The sequence below is a fragment of the Methylocapsa aurea genome, from assembly GCF_000746085.1.
GTDB classification, from domain to species: Bacteria; Pseudomonadota; Alphaproteobacteria; order Rhizobiales; family Beijerinckiaceae; genus Methylocapsa; species Methylocapsa aurea.
The window spans coordinates 16,036-37,677 of record NZ_JQKO01000005.1 but is presented as its reverse complement, the minus strand read 5'-3'; the positions used below and the strand labels follow the sequence as shown (position 1 = coordinate 37,677).

19 protein-coding genes are annotated in these 21,642 nt (G+C 61.5%); 8 read left to right on the top strand and 11 right to left on the bottom strand.

Features of this window, described 5'->3' with window-relative positions:
• The first annotated feature begins 177 nt into the window (after positions 1–177).
• Together DL86_RS19655 and DL86_RS04610 are read left to right on the top strand one after the other, a co-directional pair.
• Positions 178–354, top strand: coding sequence for a hypothetical protein (locus DL86_RS19655; RefSeq protein ID WP_156964474.1), 177 nt, complete (start codon positions 178–180; stop codon positions 352–354).
• A 51-nt stretch (positions 355–405) separates the two neighbouring features.
• Positions 406–1,557 (top strand): helix-turn-helix transcriptional regulator, encoded by a 1,152-nt coding sequence (locus tag DL86_RS04610; protein WP_036258752.1) that lies wholly within the window; start codon positions 406–408, stop codon positions 1,555–1,557.
• A 44-nt stretch (positions 1,558–1,601) separates the two neighbouring features.
• Here DL86_RS04610 and DL86_RS04605 read toward each other — a convergent pair whose 3' ends face one another.
• The 4 genes from DL86_RS04605 to dapF form a co-directional block, all read right to left on the bottom strand.
• Positions 1,602–2,546, bottom strand: coding sequence for a site-specific tyrosine recombinase XerD (locus DL86_RS04605; protein WP_036258750.1), 945 nt, complete (start codon positions 2,544–2,546; stop codon positions 1,602–1,604).
• Between the two features lie 8 nt (positions 2,547–2,554).
• Positions 2,555–2,698, bottom strand: a complete 144-nt coding sequence (locus tag DL86_RS04600) for a hypothetical protein (protein ID WP_036258748.1) — start codon at positions 2,696–2,698, stop codon at positions 2,555–2,557.
• A 290-nt stretch (positions 2,699–2,988) separates the two neighbouring features.
• Entirely contained in the window at positions 2,989–4,251 is a 1,263-nt protein-coding gene (gene mtaB, locus DL86_RS04595) for a tRNA (N(6)-L-threonylcarbamoyladenosine(37)-C(2))-methylthiotransferase MtaB (protein ID WP_036258747.1), read from the bottom strand.
• On the bottom strand, positions 4,248–5,120 hold the full coding sequence (dapF, locus tag DL86_RS04590; protein WP_036258745.1) for a diaminopimelate epimerase: 873 nt from the start codon (positions 5,118–5,120) through the stop codon (positions 4,248–4,250). The genes mtaB and dapF overlap by 4 nt, the downstream gene beginning before the upstream one ends.
• A gap of 225 nt (positions 5,121–5,345) precedes the next feature.
• On the opposite strand from dapF, the gene DL86_RS04585 reads away from it, so the two are divergent.
• A complete protein-coding gene (locus DL86_RS04585; protein ID WP_036259072.1) occupies positions 5,346–6,056 on the top strand; it encodes a GyrI-like domain-containing protein in 711 nt (236 codons plus the stop codon).
• Between the two features lie 31 nt (positions 6,057–6,087).
• Here DL86_RS04585 and DL86_RS04580 read toward each other — a convergent pair whose 3' ends face one another.
• Positions 6,088–6,792, bottom strand: coding sequence for a glutathione S-transferase family protein (locus DL86_RS04580; RefSeq protein ID WP_036258744.1), 705 nt, complete (start codon positions 6,790–6,792; stop codon positions 6,088–6,090).
• Positions 6,793–6,922: 130 nt separating this feature from the next.
• A complete protein-coding gene (locus tag DL86_RS04575; protein WP_245276241.1) occupies positions 6,923–7,771 on the bottom strand; it encodes a DUF3108 domain-containing protein in 849 nt (282 codons plus the stop codon).
• 580 nt (positions 7,772–8,351) lie between these two features.
• On the opposite strand from DL86_RS04575, the gene DL86_RS04565 reads away from it, so the two are divergent.
• Positions 8,352–8,792, top strand: a complete 441-nt coding sequence (locus DL86_RS04565) for an AprI/Inh family metalloprotease inhibitor (protein WP_084572705.1) — start codon at positions 8,352–8,354, stop codon at positions 8,790–8,792.
• A gap of 355 nt (positions 8,793–9,147) precedes the next feature.
• Here the strand turns inward: DL86_RS04565 and DL86_RS04560 are convergent, their stop codons facing one another.
• Together DL86_RS04560 and DL86_RS04555 are read right to left on the bottom strand one after the other, a co-directional pair.
• Positions 9,148–11,211 (bottom strand): CopD family protein, encoded by a 2,064-nt coding sequence (locus tag DL86_RS04560; protein ID WP_036258742.1) that lies wholly within the window; start codon positions 11,209–11,211, stop codon positions 9,148–9,150.
• 12 nt (positions 11,212–11,223) lie between these two features.
• Entirely contained in the window at positions 11,224–11,697 is a 474-nt protein-coding gene (locus DL86_RS04555; protein WP_162180392.1) for a copper resistance CopC family protein, read from the bottom strand.
• Positions 11,698–12,028: 331 nt separating this feature from the next.
• On the opposite strand from DL86_RS04555, the gene DL86_RS04550 reads away from it, so the two are divergent.
• Positions 12,029–12,751, top strand: coding sequence for an OmpW/AlkL family protein (locus DL86_RS04550; protein ID WP_084572703.1), 723 nt, complete (start codon positions 12,029–12,031; stop codon positions 12,749–12,751).
• Between the two features lie 201 nt (positions 12,752–12,952).
• On the opposite strand, the gene grpE is transcribed toward DL86_RS04550, so the two are convergent.
• The 3 genes from grpE to gshB form a co-directional block, all read right to left on the bottom strand.
• Positions 12,953–13,552: a nucleotide exchange factor GrpE gene (grpE, locus tag DL86_RS04545; RefSeq protein WP_036258741.1), complete on the bottom strand. Its 600-nt coding sequence runs from the start codon at positions 13,550–13,552 to the stop codon at positions 12,953–12,955.
• Between the two features lie 234 nt (positions 13,553–13,786).
• The gene (locus DL86_RS04540; protein ID WP_036259058.1) at positions 13,787–16,597 is read right to left on the bottom strand and encodes a [protein-PII] uridylyltransferase; all 2,811 of its coding nucleotides are present in this window, start codon (positions 16,595–16,597) and stop codon (positions 13,787–13,789) included.
• 5 nt (positions 16,598–16,602) lie between these two features.
• Complete coding sequence (gshB, locus tag DL86_RS04535; protein WP_084572702.1) at positions 16,603–17,646, bottom strand: glutathione synthase; 1,044 nt, start codon at positions 17,644–17,646, stop codon at positions 16,603–16,605.
• Positions 17,647–18,029: 383 nt separating this feature from the next.
• Here gshB and DL86_RS04530 point away from each other — a divergent pair, with 383 nt between their 5' ends.
• The 3 genes from DL86_RS04530 to DL86_RS04520 all read left to right on the top strand — a co-directional run bounded on the left by DL86_RS04530 (position 18,030) and on the right by DL86_RS04520 (position 21,634).
• On the top strand, positions 18,030–18,386 hold the full coding sequence (locus DL86_RS04530; RefSeq protein ID WP_036258739.1) for an HdeA/HdeB family chaperone: 357 nt from the start codon (positions 18,030–18,032) through the stop codon (positions 18,384–18,386).
• 458 nt (positions 18,387–18,844) lie between these two features.
• The gene (locus DL86_RS04525) at positions 18,845–19,738 is read left to right on the top strand and encodes a SphA family protein (protein ID WP_036258737.1); all 894 of its coding nucleotides are present in this window, start codon (positions 18,845–18,847) and stop codon (positions 19,736–19,738) included.
• Positions 19,739–20,032: 294 nt separating this feature from the next.
• Positions 20,033–21,634, top strand: a complete 1,602-nt coding sequence (locus tag DL86_RS04520) for a DUF1254 domain-containing protein (RefSeq protein ID WP_084572700.1) — start codon at positions 20,033–20,035, stop codon at positions 21,632–21,634.
• The last annotated feature ends 8 nt before the right edge of the window (positions 21,635–21,642 follow it).

Genomic DNA, 21,642 nt, shown 5'->3' with positions numbered 1-21,642 from the left:
CGCCAATGTGCCAGACTGGCCTCAGATTGCATCGAACGTTTGTCCTAAATCGTTTATCCTAAATCGCTATATCGTCATGTTCGCAAGCTGGTTTCATGTTTTGTTCCTGGCGCTGGGCACGGGTGTGTTCTTTCTCACATGCTTCCCTGGAAGGATGGAGCAAAAGGATCTCAGCGCATGCGGCGCGCTCCTGTTTCGGCAATCGCTCTTAGCCGTGAAATGAAAACGGCGGGCGAGCCATTTGACATAGAACAACGCCGTCGCGCGTTTTTTGGGTTTGCTAAAATTGAAATGAACAAGATCGCTTCCAATGGAAGCGCCAAAAGTCATGGCGATGAAATTGGATCTTGTTGAAACACCGGCGCGTTTTTCGAGACCTGTTCCGCACGGGTAGAGGGCGATGCAATGAACGGGGACGACAAACTCTTCGGTTTGATCGACTTTATTTACGAGGCGGTGCTCGACAACAATCTCTGGCCATCGGTGCTGGGAAAACTTGCCGACGCCATGGGCGGGACGCAAACAATTGTCGCTACTACCGATTGGCGGGTCAACGCAGCGCCGTCGGCCGTAGAGGAGGGATTGGATTTCGCCGGCAGGGAGAACCCTCTGGAGTTTCGCGATCCGCTCTGGATCCAAACGACGACCCTCCCCGCGGGCGCGATTTTCTCGCCAGGCAGTTTTATGCCGGGCAAGGGCTATCTCGCGACGCCCACCTTCAACGAATGGTGGCGCCCGGCCGAAGCCGATCTTGGAAAGGCGGACGCTCATCCGTTGAGCGAGGATCGGGTTCCGTCGTTGATCTGCGTGGTCAATGCGCCTGGAAAAGATTTCGTCACCGATGAGCAGACGCTCGTCTTCAAGACGGTGTTGCGTCATCTCGACCGCGCCGTGCGCATCCATCGCCAGCTCAAATCGCAGGAGGTCAACCCGGACGCTGCGCCGGAGCGGCTTGAAGGCTTGAGGCATGGCGCCTTTCTCGTCGACGCCGCCGCCAGGGTGCTCTTCGCGAACGCCGCGGCCAAGACGATGCTCGACGCCGGAGACGCGCTTGTTCTTCGAGACGATCGCCTCGCCGCTAGCGATGGGTCGCGCGGCCTGCAAATCGCGATCGCCTCTTGTGCTCCTTCGGCCGGCGGGCGACCTGGTCTTGGCGGAGAGGTTGAAATTCGGCGCGGCTCCCAGCGTTCGCCGCTGCGCGTGAGCGTGACGCCTCTCAGGGCCCAGCGCACCGCCGTGGAGGTTCCCTGGCTCGCCTCAAAGGCGCCGGTCGTCCTCGTCATGGCGACCGATCCAGACCTTGACCGGCGCCGCCTGGAGCGAAACCTCCGCCGCGATTATGGCCTGACAATCGCGGAGTCGAGATTAGCCGCCGAGATCGTAAAGGGCGATGGCCGCAAGGCGGCGGCGGCCCGGCGCGGGATTTCGGATGCGACGGCCCGCACCCAGCTCTCCAGCATCTTCGCCAAGACCGGAACGCATCGACAGGCGGAACTCATCCGGCTCGTGCTCGCCGCCGCCGATGGAAAAGGCGACGAAAATGAGGGTCCGGCTTGATACGCAGTCCCTCGCTGAAAGAGCGGGTTGGCGCGCCGCGCGGATCATTCGTCATTCAGGGGATGAAGATCGCGCACCATGGCTTTCATCCGCTCGTCGAGCACATGGGTGTAGATTTGCGTCGTTGAAATATCCGCATGGCCCAGCAATTCCTGCACAACGCGCAGATCGGCGCCGTTTTGCAGAAGATGACTCGCGAAAGCGTGGCGCAGCACATGCGGACTGATCCGGGCCGAGGCGATTCCGGCGGCGGCACCGCAGGTTTTCAGATCGCGGGCGAAAGCCTGCCGGGTAAGATGGCCGGTTTCGCTGTCCGCCGGAAACAGCCAGGGGCCTTGCGCCGCGCCGGGATATCTTTGCTCTAGAAAGGCGCGATAGGCGATGAGCGCCTGGCGCGCCAGGGCCGATAAGGGCGCCAGCCTCTCGCGCCCGCCCTTGCCCCGAATGGTGATGAGCGGGTCCTTGCAGCGCGTCACGCTTTTGGGCAGCGACACAAGTTCCGAAACGCGCAGGCCCGTGGCGTAGAGGAGTTCGAGGAGGCCGGCGACGCGCAGCGCCCGCAGGCGCTCCCCGTCTGGGCGCGAGGAATCCTGAAGGCCTTCGCGGGCGACCGCCAAGAGATGATCGACCTCGGCGATCGACAAGATTTTGGGCAGGCCCCGGCCGCGGCGCGGCCCTTCGAGAATGGCCGCCGGATCGTCGGCGCGGCGTCCGTCGGCAACGAGAAACCGGTGGAGCTGGCGAATCGAAGAGAGTTTTCGACCGCTTGAAGCGGGTTTCAGGCCATGGGCTTGGAGCTGGCCGAGATAGGCGCGAATATCGCCGCTTTCCGCCTCGAGCGGCGTCTTGCCGGCGCGCCCCAGAGCCGCGACATAATCGGCAAGGTCGCGGGAATAAGCCAGAATTGTGTTTTTCGAGGCGCCGCGTTCGGCCGCGATCATGTCGAGAAAGGCTTCGATCAGGCGATGGGAGCCGTTCCTGGCTTGCATTGCGGCGCCTATTTGTTCAGCCGTGCTGGAGGAATCGATTGGCTCATTTCGCGCGGCTGCGGCTCGACGAAGGTCACGAGAGCGATCATGCCGGCGAAGACGATCCCCGCCAGAACGCCGATAACCAGAAGAAAACGGATCAGGGATGGCACGCGAATCTCCGCAATTGGCTCGGCTTGACGCCAAGCCTCGGCTCTAGTGTTCTGAAAAAGTTGCAGACTTCTTGGACAAGATCATGCGTTAAAACGAGGCGATTAAGAGTATGGCCGATGCAACTTGAAGCCGTCATGCTCTAGGCCGCTTTCATGAAAATTGGAATTTAAGAATGCGTTCCGTTCATTAGTATTTTTGCATGACCTGCCGGCGAACAGGTCGGAGTGGGCGCCCCATGATCCGATAAATCAATGAAAGCGATTGTTCGGCGCTTCGAATTAAGGTCAGGTCAACAAATCGCCCCTTCGAGCGCCTTGCCGCCGTTTCCGGTGATTTTGACGTCGATCATGCGGGAGGGCGGCGCATCGAGGGTCCTGATGCAGGTGAAATCCGCGCTGCGGCCGATGCCCCCGCGCTCGGTCAAGACGCGTAGGGTCTTTCCGATCTGGGCCTCGTGATGGGAGCGAAGCGCCGCCGCCCCGGCCTCGCGCAGGCGCCGCGCCCGTTCCTTCACGATAGAGGCGGCGACGAAAGGCATTCTCGCCGCCGGCGTTCCCGGCCGCGCCGAAAACGGAAAGACGTGCAAATGGGTCAGGCCGCAATCTTCGACCAGCGCCAGCGTATTTTCAAAACTGGCGTCCGTTTCGGTCGGAAACCCAGCGATGAGATCGGCGCCGAACACGATTTCCGGCCGCAGTTTTTTGATCTTAGCGCAAAGTCGCACGGCTTCGGCGCGGCTGTGCCGGCGCTTCATGCGCTTCAGGATGAGATCATCGCCGGACTGAAGCGAAAGATGGAGATGGGGCATCAGCCGGGGTTCGGCGGCGAAAGCGTCAATGAGATCGGCATCCGCCTCGATGCAATCGATCGAGGACAGCCGCAGCCGCTCGAGACCGGGCGCCGCGCGCAAAATTGCCTTGACCAGACCTCCGAGCCTCGGCGCGCCGGCAAGGTCATGCCCATAGGATGTCAGATCGACGCCGGTCAGGACGATCTCGCGGAAGCCTTTCGAGGCAAGATCGCGGGCGGCGTCCAGGATCGTTTCCAGCGGAGCTGAGCGGGACGGGCCGCGCCCGAACGGAATGATGCAAAAGCTGCAGCGGTGATCGCAGCCGGTCTGGACCGCGAGAAAGGCGCGCGTATGATCCTCGACGCCTTCGCTGAGGACGCCTGGCCGCGCGTCCCCAGACATGATGTTGGAGATTTTTACCCGCGCGCCGTCGCTGCCGGCCCAGATGTCCGGGTCGGCTTTTTCCGCATTGCCGATAACCTGCGCGACTTCCGCCATGCGGATGAATTGATCGGGGTCGATCTGGGCGGCGCAGCCTGTGACGATGATTTCGGAGTTCGGCTTTTCGCGCTTGATCCGGCGGATGGCTTGGCGCGCCTGGCGGGTCGCTTCCGCGGTCACCGCGCATGTGTTGACGATGACGAGATCCTGGCGACCCTGCGCCGCCGCCGCGCGCCGCATAGCCTCGGATTCGACGAGATTGAGCCGGCAACCGAAGGTCACAACCTCGACGCCTTGCGGCCTCTGCCCGGAGCCTGTCACGCGGCGAGATCCTCGAACAGGGCGGGGTCGAGGGTCGTCTCGAATTCGAGTTCGACCAAACCGGTCATCACGACGCAGTCATCCACAGAACGCCATTCGATTTCGAGATCGCCGCCCGGCAGACTGACCGTAGCGCGGCGGCCGGTGAGGTTTTTGCGCGCCGCGCCGACGAGAGCGGCGCAAGCAGCCGAACCGCAGGCCCGCGTCAAGCCGGCGCCGCGCTCCCAAACCTTCAGCGCGATATGTTCGCGCGACAGAACCTGGGCCAGGGAGATATTGGCGCGCTCGGGGAACATTGGATCGTTTTCGAGCAGCGGGCCGATGGCCGCCAGATCATAGGCCGCGATGTCGGCGACCCAAAAAATCGCGTGCGGGTTGCCCATGTTGACGACCGAGGGGTTCTCGAGCAGCGGCGCGCTTTCCGGGCCGAACCGCAGAGTGACGGCGCTCGTATCGGCGCAGGGTTCGGCCAAAGGGATTTCGCTCCAGGCGAGGCGCGGCCGGCCCATGTCGACGGAGAAGGTCCATTCGTCGATACGCCGGCATTCGAGCCGCGCGGCGGCGGTCTCGAGCACGAGCGTCTTGCGTTGGCTTCCGCGCATCAATGTCCAAGCGACGCACCGCGTGCCATTGCCGCAGGCGCCGGCTTCCGAGCCATCGGCGTTAAAGATTGTCATGAAAGCATCGGCATCTGTCGACCGCGGCTCGCGCAGCACCATGAGCTGATCGAACGCAAGGCCCTCGCCTTGCGCGATCGCGCGCGCTTCCGCCCCACTGACCGCAGTGGCGCCGCCGCGTAGGTCGAGCACCAAAATCTCGTTGCCGAGACCATTCATCTTGGTGACGCGCCTGTTGCCGAGAGGACTCATGAGCCTACGTTCATTCTATCGGGTTTCCGTTCGCCAGATTCTGTTCGCCAGATTCTGTTCGCCAGATTCTGTTCGCAATGTAAGAAAAACATTGGGGAACGGCCATTGTTTTGTCGAAGCCGCGTGTTCTTATGCATCCTGTTCGCTTGGCTTCGCCCAGCCAACCGCTACAATCAAGCCGAGGATTCGGCTAGACAAGCGTCAGTGACAGTTTTGGAGCGGCAAATGAGAACCGGCGACATCAAGCGATTGGCGAATGCCGCGCTGGCTATTGGCGCAGTGATGTTCATAGCATCGAGCCTCCCGGCGCAATCGCAGGCGCGCCAAGCCATGATCGTGGCGGCCGCCGAATCCGCTCCGGTTGTTCCCGATGCGGCCGCTCCTTCCGATCCGTCCGCGTCCCCTTCGGCATCCCCTGCCGCGCCAACCGAGGCCGAACAGCCAAAGGCGGCGCCGGGCATCCCGACCGACGCCACGACCGTGACGCTGGAGGTTCCCGCCAGGCCGGTCGCTTTCCTCAGCGGCGATTCGGATTGGGAGAATGGCTTCAAGTCCATCACGGGCGCAATCGCTAAGGTCGACGCGGCGGTCAAAACCGCTGGATTGACGCCGGCGGGGCGCCCTTTCGCGGTGTTCCTGTCAACCGACGACGCCAACTTTCATTTCGAGGCGATGGTCCCTCTTTCCGAGAAGCCCGAGGGGAAGACCGAACTGACCGATGGGGTGAAGCTCGGCAGTTCTCCCTCCGGCAAGGCGATCAAATTCCTCCATCGCGGCGCTTATGAGGATATCGATTCGACCTATGATCTCATTACCGCTTTCCTTGATGAAAAGGGTCTTGAGGCGAAAAACCTCTTCATCGAGGAATATCTTTCGGACACTAAAGAGAGCGATGACGCGAGTCTCGAAGCCGATATCTACGTATTTCTCAAGTGATCCGCCAAGAATCGAGGGCCTTTGTCGCGCCTCAGGCGAAAGCAGGAAAATAGAGCCGCATGATCTTGTCGCGATAGGCGACGAGGTTCGCGTGGCGCTCGGCGGCGGTTCGGATCGGCGCATTAAACGTCGGACTCAGGAGATGCGCGATGAAGGCGAAGGCGGTTGCATCCGCCGCGCAGGGCGTCTTGCCCATCAGAAAGGCTTTGTCGCCGAGGAGCGTGGCGAGTGCATCGATGTCGCGTTTGGCCAGCACAAAGGCTTCGGCTTCCGCATGACGCCCAAATCCATGCGCGATGAGACTGCTCCTGACCTTGCGGCGAACGAGGCTGCGCACGATGGGTCGGATCGGCAGCGGGACGGCGTCGAAGAAATGGGCGGGACCTTTGGCGAAATTGGCCTCGTCGACCCAGCGGGCGGCGATCATGGCCCAATTCAGATGATCTTCGCACATTCTCTCGACCGCCCAGCCGGTGGCCTTTTGCGCGGGATCCAGCCCGGCGTCGAAATCGAATCCGTATTTTTTCTCGATATGAAAGCGGATGAAGGTCGAATCCGCGATTAGGACGCCGTCGTCATTGATATAGGGTAGCTTGCCTTTCGGCGCCCGGCCATAGCCGCCGCGATCTTCCGCGTAGGCGAGGCCGGCGAGCTTCAAGAGCAGCATGGCCTTGGTGACGAAGGGACTTCCGTCGGGAAGACCGAAATAAGGCCCGAACGTGTAGAGCGTGATCATGGGGTTTGCCTTGGCTTTTCCAAAAGATGCAGCTCTCGCTGGACAGAGCCATGCATTAAAACCACGCATTAAAACAAAGTGTTGGAGTGCGGCGGCGATTCCGCCTGATTCCGGCGGAAATGAAAGCGCTCTAATTCGTCGTGGCGGCCGCAACGCCGCCGGATTCGACCGAAAATTCGACGGCGTCAATTACGGCGGAGCCGGCCAGGGTCGTCAACGCGACATGAATAGGCACCACCACATGGGCGTGCGGGACCGGCGCGAGCCAAGTCTCGATCTCCCTGTTCTGAGCCATGAATCGCGCCGACCTTGAATCATACCTGTGCCCGGCGATGGGCGTGTAGCGCGCGGCGCAGACCGAGACCGGACCGGAGTAGCCTTTCACCGCCACGTCCCTGGAGCCCACATAGGACAGCGTGATATCAAACCGGATATAGCCGTCATAGACAGGAATCGTCCGGTTGCAGGCCGCCGGCCCAACCAGGGATTGGCCTTCGGGCACAGTCATGATGAAAGCGCTCGTCGGGTCGAGAATATTGCGCTTGTTCGCCGCGGTGACCGGAACCCGACTCTCCTTGTCTTCGAGGGGTGGAGTGATTTCCACGTTCTTCACATTGCCCGCGTTCAGCGACATCCGCACCGTCCGGGTCTCTTGAGAACTCGCCGCCGTCGTGGCGAAGCTCGCGGGTGCGACGATCCCTTTGTGAACGGAGCCGGTGGAGGTCAGCGCCATTTTGACATTCGACACCATTGCCGCAAGGCCGGTCAATTTGGCGTTGAGATCTATTCGGTATCTTGCCGGATCGATCGATCCGACCGCGGCGGCCTCTCCGATATGAAGCCCGATCAGGGTCACGGAATAGCGCGCCCGCACGGTGTCGGCGCGCGCCGAAGCCAAACCAAGCCCAATAGAGAGGCCAAGACACAGGCCGCAGGTCAGGCGAAAAGGACGAAGCGCAAGGCCGATTAGGCGAAACAAGGGTTGGTCCTCCCAAGGGATGCCCTACATGGGTGCCGGCGGCCACCGCGCGAGCATTGGCCGCCTTGGATGAGGAGACATGCCATAGCTCGTTCGAGATCTCTCAAGCCTGAAGACCGGCGGCCTTCGCCGTTCTGGCGATGCCGAATCGGCCCGTCGCAGGTTGGCATTATCCTCGATCCGCCGGCAAGCTCAATGGCCATGGCGCCGATAGGCCTCCCCGGCGCGGCCGCTTTCCTTCGAACGTCTTTTGCGATCAGGGAAGCCATGTCTCTCGCCCGGGGCCGGCGTTCTCGCGCTTGGCTGCAAGCGGCGTTGCAAACTGAACCTCTTAGGGAAAATGGCCGAAAGTTGGACGGTTTGAAGCGCCGGAGCGCATCGCCGCGATCCGCTCGCTGTCGCATGGGATATCTCATTTTGGCCGGACCCACAAATCGACGGAGCGGCGGCGCCTTGGCGCTTGCCCTCCGGCGAGAGTAGCTTTTTTTACGATCTCGGATGTAAACTCTTCGCGATGCCACGCTTGCGGTCATAAAAGGCAGCCCATGGCCTTTGAGCGGCTCCGGGATTATGAGGAAAAATGCAGAAGACATTAGAGGCGTCCATCATTGCGCATTTCCGCCGCGCTTGGCCCCGTTTGGTCTGCGCCGCGGGCCTTCTCATTTGCGCCGAGGCGCAGGGCTGGGCGGCGCCGGCAAAAGCCAGTCCCCCCCGGGCGGCGGGAAAAGCGAGCGAAGCCGCTGGCCGCTACTCGATTCTGCGCGATGGCGGCAAGGACACCGGCTGCATGCTGACCTTGGATGACAAGGCCAAGGCGAAGGGCGGCGACAAGGCGTCCCTCGCCCCAGGGTGCCGCGATCAGGGAATTGTGATCTTCGATCCGGTCGCCTGGCAGATCGTCAATGGCCGCCTCGTGCTCACCGCGCGCAAGGGCCACAGCACGCATCTCGATCAGCAGCCGGACGGCGTTTGGCTGAAGGATCCCAAGGAAGGCAAAAGCCTCAGCCTGAAAAAGCAATGAGGGGGCGGCCGGCTAAATTGGCCCCTTGCCGCGTGTCGAGGTTGATGCGTGAAGCATTTTCGAGCGAACCCTTTCGCGCTAAGAAAATGCGATAAGAAACAAAGCTTTAGATCGGCTGGAAACGGCTTAACGGGACATCCCCGATCGGACGGCAGGCGTCATCTCCACGAATAGGGCGCTCTAGAGCCGGATGACTTTGGACTGAAATCGCAAGGCGATCTCGTCCAAAGTCTTAAATCCGCCTCTCACCAAAGAGGTAGAGCATGATGTCGTCCGAAGACCGGGTTCCACTTTTCGGCACCATGCTCTGGAGCGCTTTCCAATCAGATGAACTCATCTGATTGGAAAGAAAGCCTCAATGGTGTTCGTCTATTGGGGGCGCGATGATTGGCTCTTTATTGATTGTCTTGAGCTGTTGTTCAAGGACGGCGATGTCGCTCCAGCTTTCTGGTCCGGTTTCCTGGTTGGGGATCCAGCGGGCGCGAATATAGCCGGAGGGATCGATCAGGAACTCCGCATGTTCGATCGGGGCTCTGGCGACGTCGACCTTGGCGTCGGCGAAGGTGCGGGTGAACAGGCCAAAGGTCGCGAGCGCATCGGCTTGGTCCTGATCGACGGTCAGGATCTTGCCGGCGGCGAAGTCGCGCAGCGGCTCGATCGGCAGGCTTCCCACCGCGCCCGCCGTCGCCGGGCTGGGCGACAAGAGGACGATTTGCGCGCCGAGTTCGCCGAGGCGGTCCTTGGCGGCCAGAAGCTGCTCGAGCCGCGCCTTATCCTGCGCATCGCCTGGACCGACGACGAGCAGAAGCGCGGATTTGCCGCGATAGTCGCGCATCGAGCGGGTGACGCCTTGCTGGTCGGTCACCGGGAAATCCGGCGGCCCCAGCCAGGATTGGCCGGGGAAGACCTTCGGGCTGATCACCCTGGCCTGATAGCCGACCGAGAAGGCGCGCAGGAAATTGATGATGTTCCAGCGCTGGTCATTGCTTAGCGCGTCGGCGAAGCCCGGCATGCCCGAGGGCTGGATGCCATGGGTCACCCACCAGTAAAGATCGCCGCCGGTGTGGAGGGCGGTATGGGGCGCCGAGAAATCGGCGGGCGGCTTCGGCAAGCTCTTCGCGAGCGGTCCATTGCCGAGTCCGCTGACGCCGTGGCATTGCGTGCAATTGGCCTCGACATGGCGCAACCCGTCGGCGATCGATTGAGCTCCGTAGGGGATATCAGTGGTGAGATAGCTGTCGGGATAGGCCTGAACTGAGATGGCCGGCAGCCCCAGGGCGAGCCCGATCAAGCCGGCCGCGACTCCGGCGATGAGGGTATGCCGCGGCGTAAGGGTTAGTTGGACCGGCCGCAGCGAGGGCCGCAGCACGAAGGCGATCAGGGCCAGTCCGAGCGCTGTCAGGGCCGCGCCGCCAAGGACCATGGTCGGAACCCATGGAACGCCCCAGGTCGCGGCGATCGAGAAGCGAAATGGCAACGGCCAGTAGATGTCTTCGTGCTCGGGCGGATTTTGCTGCGCCAGACCGGCGGCGGCGGCGACGATGAGGACCGCCAGAACGGTCTCGATCTTGACCCGCTTGGCGTAGCTTAGAAGGATCGAATCGCTTGGCTTCATCTCCAGCGCCGGCAACAGGCGCCGCTGCAGGCTGCTGGCGATGAGGAGAACGCCACCAAGGAGCAGCAGTTTGACGATCAGCAGGTGGCCATAGGCGGTTCCGATCGCGCGGGAGACATAGCCGACGAGATACCAGGTCAACACGGTTCCGCTGACGGCGATGACGAGCATGGCGGCGGTGGCGAGAACCGAGAAGCGGCGCAAGACCAGCGGCGAGAGGCGGCGGGCGTTGTCCGCGACAGGCGTGAGGCCGATCAGCAAAATCAGGGCGGGGAGGCCGCCGAGCCAAAGGCTCATCGCGACGCGATGGGCGATCGCGGCGCCGATCCCCGCCGCCGCCGGTTCGATCGAGGTCGGATGGCTGGCGAAAGCGCCGGCGCAAAGGCCAAGGCCCGCAGTGACCGCGGCCAGCAACAGGAAGAGGTCGGAGGTCGGCTTTTTCTCCAGCGTGAACCAGGCAAGGCCGCAAAGAACGCCTGCGGCGAGAGCGAAGCCGAGCTGGACGAGCGTGACCCCGCCGGCCCATGTCTTGGTGAGAAAGGTGTTCAGCACCGCAGAATCGACTGCGAAAGCGCTGATGTCGGCGGCGCCCGCGGCGGTTCCGATCGTGAACAAGATGGTTGCGACGAGCCCTGCGGCGGCGGCGGCGGCGAGCATGAGAGCGACGCGGCGGCGCCATGTTGCGCCGCCCTCAACCTCAATGGTTAGGGAGCCGCGCAACAGCCACAGCAAGAACCCGGAGCCAACGACAATGGCGCCGCTAAGCATTGCGGCGCCGCGCACAAGCGCAAGCGGGTCGAACATGTTCGAAGCGGCCTAGGTTGGATTTTGGGTGGTGGTCTGCACGGTGAAGGTCAGCGTCGATTCGACGACATGGCCGTCGACGGATAAGACCCGGTAGCCGATTGCGACGGGTCCCTTGGGCAAGTTGTCCGGAAGCGTCGCGACGAGCAGGCGCGGATCAGCGTCGTCGCGGTGGTTGGCGAGCGGAATCTGGGGACCTTCCGCCGGGATGATCCAGATTTTCGCGAAGGCCGGCTCGATCGCCTCGTTGAACCAGAGCCGCACTTCCTTGGGCGCGGCGGACAGCACCGCCCGCGCGGCGGGATCGGACTTGACCAGCCGCGAATGCGCCGCGGCGTCCAACGCGCCGGCCCCCAATCCCAGCGCCGCGACAAGGCACAGCGCCAAAGCCCGCCGGGCCAAGCTCAAAGGCTCGGCGGCCCGCTGCGCCAATCCAAAATCCCGGCGCCCGAAAATGCCGTCAAGGAAACGTCGCTGAAAAGTCACTTTCGCCCTCCTCCCTCGCCATTCAAAACGCCCCGCCGAGGCGAAAACTTGTTTTATTTGCCAAAGCGCTATCACCTTATCTGAAATCTGTCATTGGCAAAGTCGAGATGGCGCGCACCGGCAAAAGAGGGATTTTGTCGCAGCCAGTGCGCGCGCAATCAATTGGGAGTTTTCCGTGCCTGGCCGTCCGAATGCCTTGCGGCTGGGGCTTCCGAATCTGTGGTAAATAAGTCATAGACGTCAGCCGATCGATTGTCGTTGCTTTGTATCGATTGACAAAAAATCGTGAAAGCGGGAACCCTTTCTCAATAAACAGAGTGGAGGGAAGTCGATGATGCCTGCAATTCGATTTTGCGCCGTGGCGATGTTTGCCGCGCTTGCAGTAAGCCGTGTTGAAGCGGCGGACTTGGCGCCGCCGGCTCCGCCGCCGCCGCCCCCGTCGCCGAGCTTTTACCTTCACGTCGGCGCCCTGGGCGCTTTCATGGAGACCAATGCTCAATCGACCGGTGGCGGCTATTTCAACAATGTCGCCGGAATAGCAAGTATTTCGAATATCGATATACGGCCGAACTATACCGTCGCTCTCGAGCTCGGATATTTCGTTACGCCCAATATCGCGATTGCGCTGAGCGCGGGCATTCCTCCCGTCGCCCATTTGAAGGCCACGGGATTCTCGCTGACCAACGCCTTTGGCACCAATCTCCTTGGCAGCATGCGCTGGGGCCCCGCCATGGCGCTGCTCCAATACCATGTCACGCAATTGGGTCCGTTTCAGCCCTATGCCGGCATAGGCGCCGTCTATCTTCTTAACTTCGGCAATATCGCCGATGGCATCCTGGTCAATAATTTCGGGGTCGATCAGAGCTGGGGTTTCGTCCTGCAGGGCGGCGCCGATTTCATGCTCACTCCCAATCTCGGCGTCTTCGCCGACGTCAAGAAGCTCTTCTTGTCCACCAACGCGCAAGGGACGGTATTGGGCACCGCAATCCCAATTCGCACCCATGTCGCGCTTGACCCCTGGGTCGTGAGCACGGGCGTCACCTTGAAGTTCTAAAGTATTTGGAAGTTCTTGGTTTACAAGCTCTCGAGCGATCCCATCGAGGGCGCCATCTGAGCGAAGGATCGCTCAGATGGACAGGGTCGGAAGCATGATCTGATCGAAAACCGCGCTCAGATCATGCTTTAGGCCGAAAGGACACGCTCGAAGCTTCAGTGCGCTGGTTGTTCTGCTTCGCTTGGCTCGAACATATGGGCGCTAATTGGCGGGCTTGGCGCCGCCTCGCGAGACTCCAACCTTCGCTGGGCGAAGGACGCGATCGCCAATCGCATAGCCAGACTCGACGACCTGAACGACTGTCCCGTTCGGCACGGCGTCGTCGGGGACCTCGAACAAGGCCTCCTGCATATTTGGATCGAACTTGGCGCCGAGCGGCTCGAGCTTCTTGACGCCGTATTTTTCAAGCCGCGAGGCGAAGTCGCGCTCGGTCAGTTCGAGCCCGTCGATCAATGTTCGCACCGGCCCGTCGGCCTGCTGGCGAACTTCGGCGGGGACGCTTTCGACGGCGCGGCGCAGATTGTCGGCGAAAGTCAGCATGTCGCGCGCGAAGGAGGAGACGCCATAGGCTTTTGCGTCGGCCACCTCGCGCTCCGTGCGCCGACGCAGATTTTCCATATCCGCCAGCGTGCGCAACAACTTGTCTTTCAAGCCGGCGTTTTCGAGCTGAAGATTTTCGAGCACCGCGAATGGGTCAGGTTGACCGGCGGCGCCTTGCCCCGCGAGATCGGCATATGCCGAAGCGAGAGCGTCGGCGGGGGCATCGGAAGTCTCATTCGTCGGCTTTTTTGTATCGTTCATGATCAATCCGCTGAAAGACGCGCTGTGTCGGGATATCAGTTTTTCAGCGGCAAAAATCAAGCTCTTCCTCTGAGGCCAAGCGAATGGCTCGCTAGAGCGCTTTCAGTTTCGGCGGAATCAGAAAGCGCTCTAGGTCTTTGTTTTGTCGCATTTTCTTAGCGCGAACCGGTATCCCCTTCGCTCAAAAATGCTCTTGGGAGGCGGCGCTCCGGGCTATTTTGGCCTCAATGTCCGTCAGCGCTCGGCCTCCGCTGATTGGGCGAAGGTTTTCAAAAGCATGCGCCGGATCGATTCCCCCTGCTCCGTCGATGTGATTTTGCCGCCGTCCAGATCGGTCACGTAGAACACGTCCGCCGCTTTCTCGCCAAATGTCGCGATATGCGCCGACCCGATGTTGAGGCCAAGCCGGGAGAGGCAGGTCGTCAAATCGTAAAGCAGGCCCGGACGATCGAGGCCGGAAACCTCGACCACGGTGAAACGATTGGAAAGCGAATTGTCGATTGATACTTCAGGATGCAGCCGGAATGTATTGTGGATCGCGCCTGCCTGGCTGGTCCTCGCGGCGACCATTTCGCGCAGCTCGATTTCGCCCTTCAGGGCGCGCTCGATGGCGAAAGTGATCCTGCCGGCGCGCCGCAATTCATCTTCATCATAGTCGAAGGCGCGCGAAATGAAAATCGTGTCGAGCGCCATTCCATCCGTCGTCGTGAAGGCTTGGGCGTCGACGATATTCGCTGCGGACGCGGCGCAGGCGCCGGCGATGATCGACAAGAGCCGCGGATGGTCCGGCGGGATCACGGTGAGCTCGGTGACGCCGCGGGCGGAATCGGCGACGATATTGGTCACCGGCGCGGGCATTTCGACTTCAGTCATGTTCAAAAGCTTGGCGTGCAGGATCTTCTGGTCGAGATCGGCCTTCAGCCAATAGGCTTGCGGGTGGCGCGCCGCGTAGGCTTCGAAATCGAGGTCCGACCAGTTGGGCAAGGCGCGCCGCAACTCCGCCCGCGCTTCGGCGACGCGCCGTTTGCGGTCGATCGTCGAGTGGCCGCCGGCGAGCACCACCTCGGTCTCCCAATAGAGCGTGCGCAGCAACTCGCCTTTCCAATTGTTCCAGACCCCGGGCCCAACCGCGCGGATGTCGCAAATTGTCACGATGAAGAGCATTTTGAGCCGCTCGAGCGTCTGCACCCGGTTCGCGAAGGTCGCGATGGTTTTGCGATCGCCGAGATCGCGCCGCTGCGCCGTGTCGGACATGATCAAATGGTTTTCGACCAGCCAGGCGACCGTCTCGGTCTCGGCGTCCGACAGCCCCAGGCGCGGACAGATGGCGCGGGCGACCTGCGTTCCAGCCAGGGAGTGATCCTCCATCCGTCCCTTGGCGATGTCATGCAGAAACAGCGCGAGAATGACGGCGGTCCGATTGCCGATCGAGGGCAGGATCTCGCTCGCCAACGGGTGCTCGCCGGAGAGCCTGTGCTTTTCAAGGTCGGTGAGATTGCCGACCGCGCGCAAAAGATGCTCGTCCACCGTGTAATGATGGTACATGTTGAATTGCATCAGCGCGACGATGCGGCCGAAGTCTGGAATGAAGCGTCCGAGAACGCCGGCTTCGTTCATCAGCCGCAGCACGATCTCCGGGGTGTTGCGCGATGTCAGAATGTCGAGAAACAGCCGGTTCGCCTCGGCATTGGCGCGCAATTTCGCGTCGATGCGCTTCAGCGACAAGGTGACGAGCCGCGTTGCATCGGGATGGATGGCGAGGCCGTTGCGATCGGCGACCCAGAACAGGCGGATGAGATTGACCGGATCGCGGGCGAAAACATCCGCGGCGGCGACCGTGACGCGGCCGCTTCCGATGGCGAAGTCGCCGGTGGCGACGAGGGTCCTGTCATAGAGCAGCGGCCCGAAGAATCGATCCAGCGCGGCATAGGGCTTGGCTTGTTTTTCCTCCATCGCGGCGCAGACGATAGCGGTCAGATCGCCGACATCCTTCGCGATCAGGAAGTAATGTTTCATGAAACGCTCGACGCTGGCGAGGCCGCCGCGGGTCGAATAGCCGAGCCGGCTCGCGATCTGGCGCTGATGATCGAAGGTCAGCCGCTCCTCCGCCCTGCCGGTCAGGAAATGGAGATGGCAGCGCACCCGCCAGAGGAATTCCTCGCAACGGCGAAAGAGTTGATATTCGGAGCGCGAAAACAGTCCGGCTCCGACGAGATCGGCGGCCTCACGCACCCGGTAGACATATTTGGCGATCCAAAACAACGTATTGAGATCGCGCAGCCCGCCTTTTCCTTCTTTGACATTGGGCTCGACGAGATAGCGCGAACGGCCGGTTCGAGCGACCCTTGCGTCGCGTTCGGCCAGCTTCGCTGCGACGAATTCGGCCGCCTCGCCATGCACGATCTCCCGCTCGAACCGGCTCCGCATGGTTTTGAAAAGCGCCTTGTCGCCGAGAAGAAAGCGCGCCTCGAGCAGCGCAGTGCGAACGGTCATGTCCGCGCGCGCCTCGATCAGGCATTCCTCGATCGTGCGGGTCGAATGCCCGACCTTCTGGCCGAGGTCCCAGAGGACATAGAGGATGGCTTCGACGACGCGTTCGCCGCGCTCGCGCTTGGCGGCGGGAAGCAGAAACAGGAGATCGATGTCGGACCCTGGAGCCAGGGTGGCGCGGCCATATCCGCCCACCGCGGCGATCGTACAGGGATTGGCCTCCGCGTCGCCATCCTCCGGCCAACCGCCAACGATGACATGATTGACGACATAATGATGAATCGCCTGGATCAATTCGTCTTCGATATGCGCGAGCTGACCGGCGCAGGCGAGACCGCCGCCGTTGGCTTCAAGCGTCTTGCGGGCCATGGCCCGGCCATGGCCGAGGGCGGCGTTAAAAAGCGCGATCACCTCCCGGCGCACGTCGAGGCTAGGCTTATCGCTGGCGTGCAACGCCGCGATCCTGGCGCGAAGTCCGGCCCGATCGAACAAGGCCGCATGGGGCAAAACCACCCCGCTGCGCCGGCGCCGCGCCGGTGAAAGTGTGTCGAGCATGGCGCTCATGGGTTCCGACCGTTGTGGGCTGGACGCCGAACGCCGCGCATCCTCCGCAAGATCCAATTGGATTTGGGCTCGGCATTGACCGATGGCAAGGCGTCGGGGGCCATTCTTTTCGCCTCGATCGCATCCCAGGCGGCGACCGCCAGATCGGGACCGCCGAGCCGCTTGATCGCCCTGATCCCAGTTGGCGAGGTGACATTGATTTCGGTCAGATGTCCGTCGATGACGTCAATGCCGACGAGAAGGAGGCCGCGCCGTTTCAATTCCGGGCCGATCGTGCGGCAAATTTCCTGTTCGCGCTCGGTGAATTGCGTTGCAGCGGCGGCGCCGCCTCGCACCATGTTGGAGCGGATGTCGTTTTCCGCCGGCACTCGGTTCACCGCTCCGGCGGCGACGCCGTCGATGAGGATGATGCGCTTGTCGCCTTCGCTGACTTGCGGGAGGAAGCGTTGCACAACCCAGGGTTCACGAAATGTCGTCGCGAACAGATCGAAGAGCGAGCCGAAATTGGGGTCCTTGCGGGCGAGCTTGAAAACGGCCGCGCCGCCATGCCCGTGCAGGGGCTTCATCACCACCTCGCCATGCGCTTCGCGGAATCCCTCGATCAGGGCTTTGTCGCGGGTGATCAGCGTCGGCGGCATTAACTGTGGAAATCGCATCACGAACAGCTTTTCCGGCGCGTTGCGCACATTCGCCGGATCGTTGACGACGAGCGTCTCTGGCGGCAGCAATTCCAGGAGATGCGTCGAGGTGATGTAGGCGAGGTCGAAAGGCGGATCCTGGCGAAGCAGAACGACGTCGACGCCTGCGAGACCGAGCAGCTTTGGCTCGCCCAAGGTGAAATGATCGCCCTCCACGTCGCGCACCTCGATCGGCGCCGCCTGTGCGACGACGCGGCCTTCCCAGAGGGACAGCTTGTCGGGCGTATAGTAAAAGAGGCGATGCCCGCGCCGGGCGGCCTCGAGCATGAGGGCGAAGGTTGAATCGCCGGCGATATTGACTTTCTCGATCGGGTCCATCTGGACAGCGACTGTCAGCGACATGGAATTCTTTCCTTAGCTCGGCGCGCCCCGGTTGAGCCGCCGCCCCAGATGGAGGGGGCTGGAGCTTCGTCCAGGCCCGCCGCTGAGGGGTTTTTGGCGTTTTTCCGGCCCAAGGCCCCTCCGGCCCGCGCCAATGGCGCGACGATGGTCGGTTTCGTTCGAGTTGCTCTTTACCCCACCCGGCGGTGGAGCGATAGCGCCGCGCCTCGCGCGTGGCCCAGGCCCCTGGCCCAGGGCTCAACGGGCGGCGCAAACTCCGGGCGCGGCTTGTTTGTCCTTCGTCCGTCACAGTACAAGGTTAGCGCTGACGCGGCGGCGATTCGCCGGTGATGCAACACTGGGCTCCGGATGCCGGCGTAAGACCCAAGCAGGGAGAACGAAGAATGCGACAGATATTGCTTGCCACCGCGGCCATCATGGCGTGCCTTGCGTCCAGCGCGAACGCTCAAGTTGAACTGCAAACCTATGCGGACAAAGAGGGCTATCTCAATGTCCAGGCTCTGACCTGCGCGGAGCTGGCCAACACTTTCCAGGAAGACGCGGACATGCTGACCACATGGTACAGCGGCTGGTACAATGGATTGGCGAAGAAACATTACATCAATGTGCCGCGCTCGAAGGAAGCCGAGCACGAAACGATTGTTTATTGCAAGGCGCATCCCGAGAAAAAGGTGATCGAAGCGATCGGCCTCGTCTTCGACGAAATGAGAGCCAAGCGCGGCATCGAACTCAGCAAGTAATCAAAATTGGTTTGCTGACAGCGGCATTTTTCGAATAAAGCGGACGCCGTTTCGCGTTAAAAATACGATAACGCAAAGTGTCGGAGCTGCTTTCCGATTTTCTATGGACTTAAAAGAGTTCTAGGAGAAGGCGGCGCGGCTTCGCCCGTAGGCGGCGTATGCCGCGCCGCCCATCCTAAGATCCACGACAATCGGATTTCGCTGCAAATCGGCGCGGCTTTCGCCGATCCGTCTGCCGTTTTGAGGCATTGTGTAGCGAAATTGTAACGCGCGGGAGCAATCTGCTCGCTGATGCTGGAAAGTCGCTCAAAGGAAGGCTGGCCGGAAAGAATTATGATATTTGTTCATTCGATAGGCAGCTGTTGTGGTCATGCCTAGAGCCTAGTTTTCGCTTCTGAGGTGAGGCCATGGGGCATTGGCGCAAGTCGGTTTGGCGTAAGTCCCGGAGCGCAGCCGCCATGCTATGGCTTGCGAGCGCCGCCGCCGTCCAACCCGCGCAGGCGGTGGAGTATGGGCTCAGCGAATATGTTCTCGGTCTCGCGATTCCGATGGCTGGGTATACGCCGCCGCCCGGCGTCTATTTCACTGATATATTCTATCTATACTCGGGCGTCTGGTATAAGGACACCACGAAAGTCAATTACAACTTTGTCGCGAACGGCGCTATCGTCAATTGGGTTACGGACCTCGATGTGCTGGGCGGTTCGCTTGGGTTCGGAGTGAACGTGCCCTTTGGCGGGGTTAGAAATACAGCTTTGGTTCCGACCGTGGGGCCATCGGGTTTCCGCCAACAGGCCTTGGCGGACTCCGTCAACGCAATCGGAAATGTCGAAGTCGCCACCTATATTGGTTGGCAAGAGCGCGAGCATCATTGGAATGCGGTCCTGATAGGCTTCATTCCGAGCGGCGCGTATGACCCCAACAGAATCGCGTTCACGAGCTTGAATCGGCCCGCGATCGACATCAAAGGGGCATATACCTTCCTCAGCCTCCAGACCGGCTTCGAGGCCTCCGCCGCGCTCGGCTTGACGATCAACACGGTCAACGCGGCGACGAACTATCAGAGCGGCGCTGAGCTGCACTTCGAGTGGGCTCTCAATCAGCACTTCCCATTTGGCCTCGCTGCTGGCGTCGGCGGTTATTTTTATCAGCAAGTGACCGACGATGGCGGCCCCACCGCCACACTCGGCCCTTATAGGGGGCGCGTGGCGGCCATCGGTCCATTGCTCTCCTATACCTTCAAGGCGGACGCCCAAGAACTTACGCTGAGCGGCCGGTGGTTTCATGAGTTCGCCGCCGAAAAGCGGGTGCAAGGGGACGCGATCTTCGCGTCTCTCAGTTTTCGGCTCTAAATCTTTGATCTCGCCGCGATGTTTGGGGGACCATGCTCGTCGTCCCTCTAATGCAGCACGGAAGGGACGGTCGCCCAACGATTTTCCCCGGAAGCCCCGAGCGGCGCGAGACTTTTCTTCTGAAGCCAGCGACCAATTTTCAAAAATGGCGCTTAAGCTGGGCGGCGGGCGTTGCTTGATCTCAAGTCGGGACAGCAACTGAGCGGCGCCGGCGCTTTGCATTCGACAAATGCGCCGCAATTTTGGATATGAACTCGGCGATTCATCCGATGCATTGGACTTCTGGAGTCTGCGATGACCTATAAAGCAATTGCGGTGACAATGACCCTGCTCCTGAGCCTTGCGCCTGCCGCAAGGGCGGAGGCGCCGCTGGCGGCGCCTGTGACGGCAGAGGAGGCGCGCGCCATCGGCGTCGAGGCCTATGTCTATTTCTATCCATTGGTGACGATGGATCTGACCCGCAAGCAGCTCACCAATATCGAGCCGGGCAAGGAAATGGGCCGCGGACCGATGAATTCATTCGTGAATGTCCCCGAGTTTCCGCCTGCCGAGTTCAGATCGGTGGTGCGGCCCAATTTCGATACGCTCTATTCCATCGCCTGGCTCGACTTGACCAAGGAGCCTTTGATCGTCTCAGTCCCGGACACCGGCGGTCGCTATTATCTTTTGCCCATGCTCGACATGTGGACGGACGTCTTTGCTTCGCCGGGCTGGCGCACGACGGGAACCCAGGCCGGCCACTTCATCATTACGCCGCCGGGCTGGCGTCCGGATCTCCGCGACAAGCTGATCGAGAGGTTCAAGCTTCCGAAAGAGACGCAACGCATCGATGCGCCGACGCCCTATGTTTGGATCATCGGCCGCACCAAGACGGATGGGCCGCAGGATTATGACGCGGTCCACAAGATCCAGGCCGGATTCAAGGTCACGCCGCTGTCGCGCTGGGGCAAGGCTCCGCTGCCCTCCGTCGTCAAAATCGATCCGAACGTCGACATGAAGACCCCGCCCAAGCTGCAGGTCGATGTGATGCCGGCTGGCCGGTATTTCGCCTATGCGGCGGAACTCCTGAAGCTGCAGCCGCCACATATCACGGATGAGCCGATCATCGCTCGGATGAAGCGCATCGGAATCGAGCCTGGCAAGAGCTTCGACATCGGCAAGCTCGATCCTGCGATCCGCGAGGCCCTCGACCGCGCGCCGCAGGACGCGCAAAAACTGATGGCGTGGAAAATGGCGACCCTTGCCAGGGTTGCGAATGGCTGGTCGATGAACACCGATACGATGGGGGTCTACGGCAATTACTATTTGAAGCGCGCGATCGTCTCCCAGATGGGCCTCGGCGCGAATGTGCCGGAGGATGCGATCTACCCGATCAATCTGGCGGACCAGACCGGCAAACCGCTCGACGGCGCCCATAAATACACGCTCCATTTCGATAAGGGAGCGACGCCGCCGGCGGAGGCCTTCTGGTCGATCACGCTCTATGATGAGGCGGGCTTCCAGGTTGAAAATGCGCTCAACCGCTTTGCCCTCAGCAGCTGGATGCCGTTCAAGGCCAATCTCGACGGATCGCTCGATCTTTATTTCCAGAACGAAAGTCCGGGCGCCGACAAGGAGGCCAACTGGCTGCCTGCGCCGAAAGGGCCGTTCAACCTGACCATGCGGCTCTATGCCCCTAAGGGCGATGCGCTGACTGGGGCCTGGAATCCGCCGCCGGTGATGCAGGACATCGCCAAGGCGCCCGAGGCGGCGAAAACGCCAGAGGCCGCGAGCCAGCCGGAGCCGACAAAGGAGCCCGACCTTTTGAGGCCATCCGAACCGGCAATAGACTCGGAGGGGGGGAGCCCTTCGGAGCCGGCAAAAGAGCCGGAGGCTGAACGTCCTTCGGACCAGTAAGAGGCCGC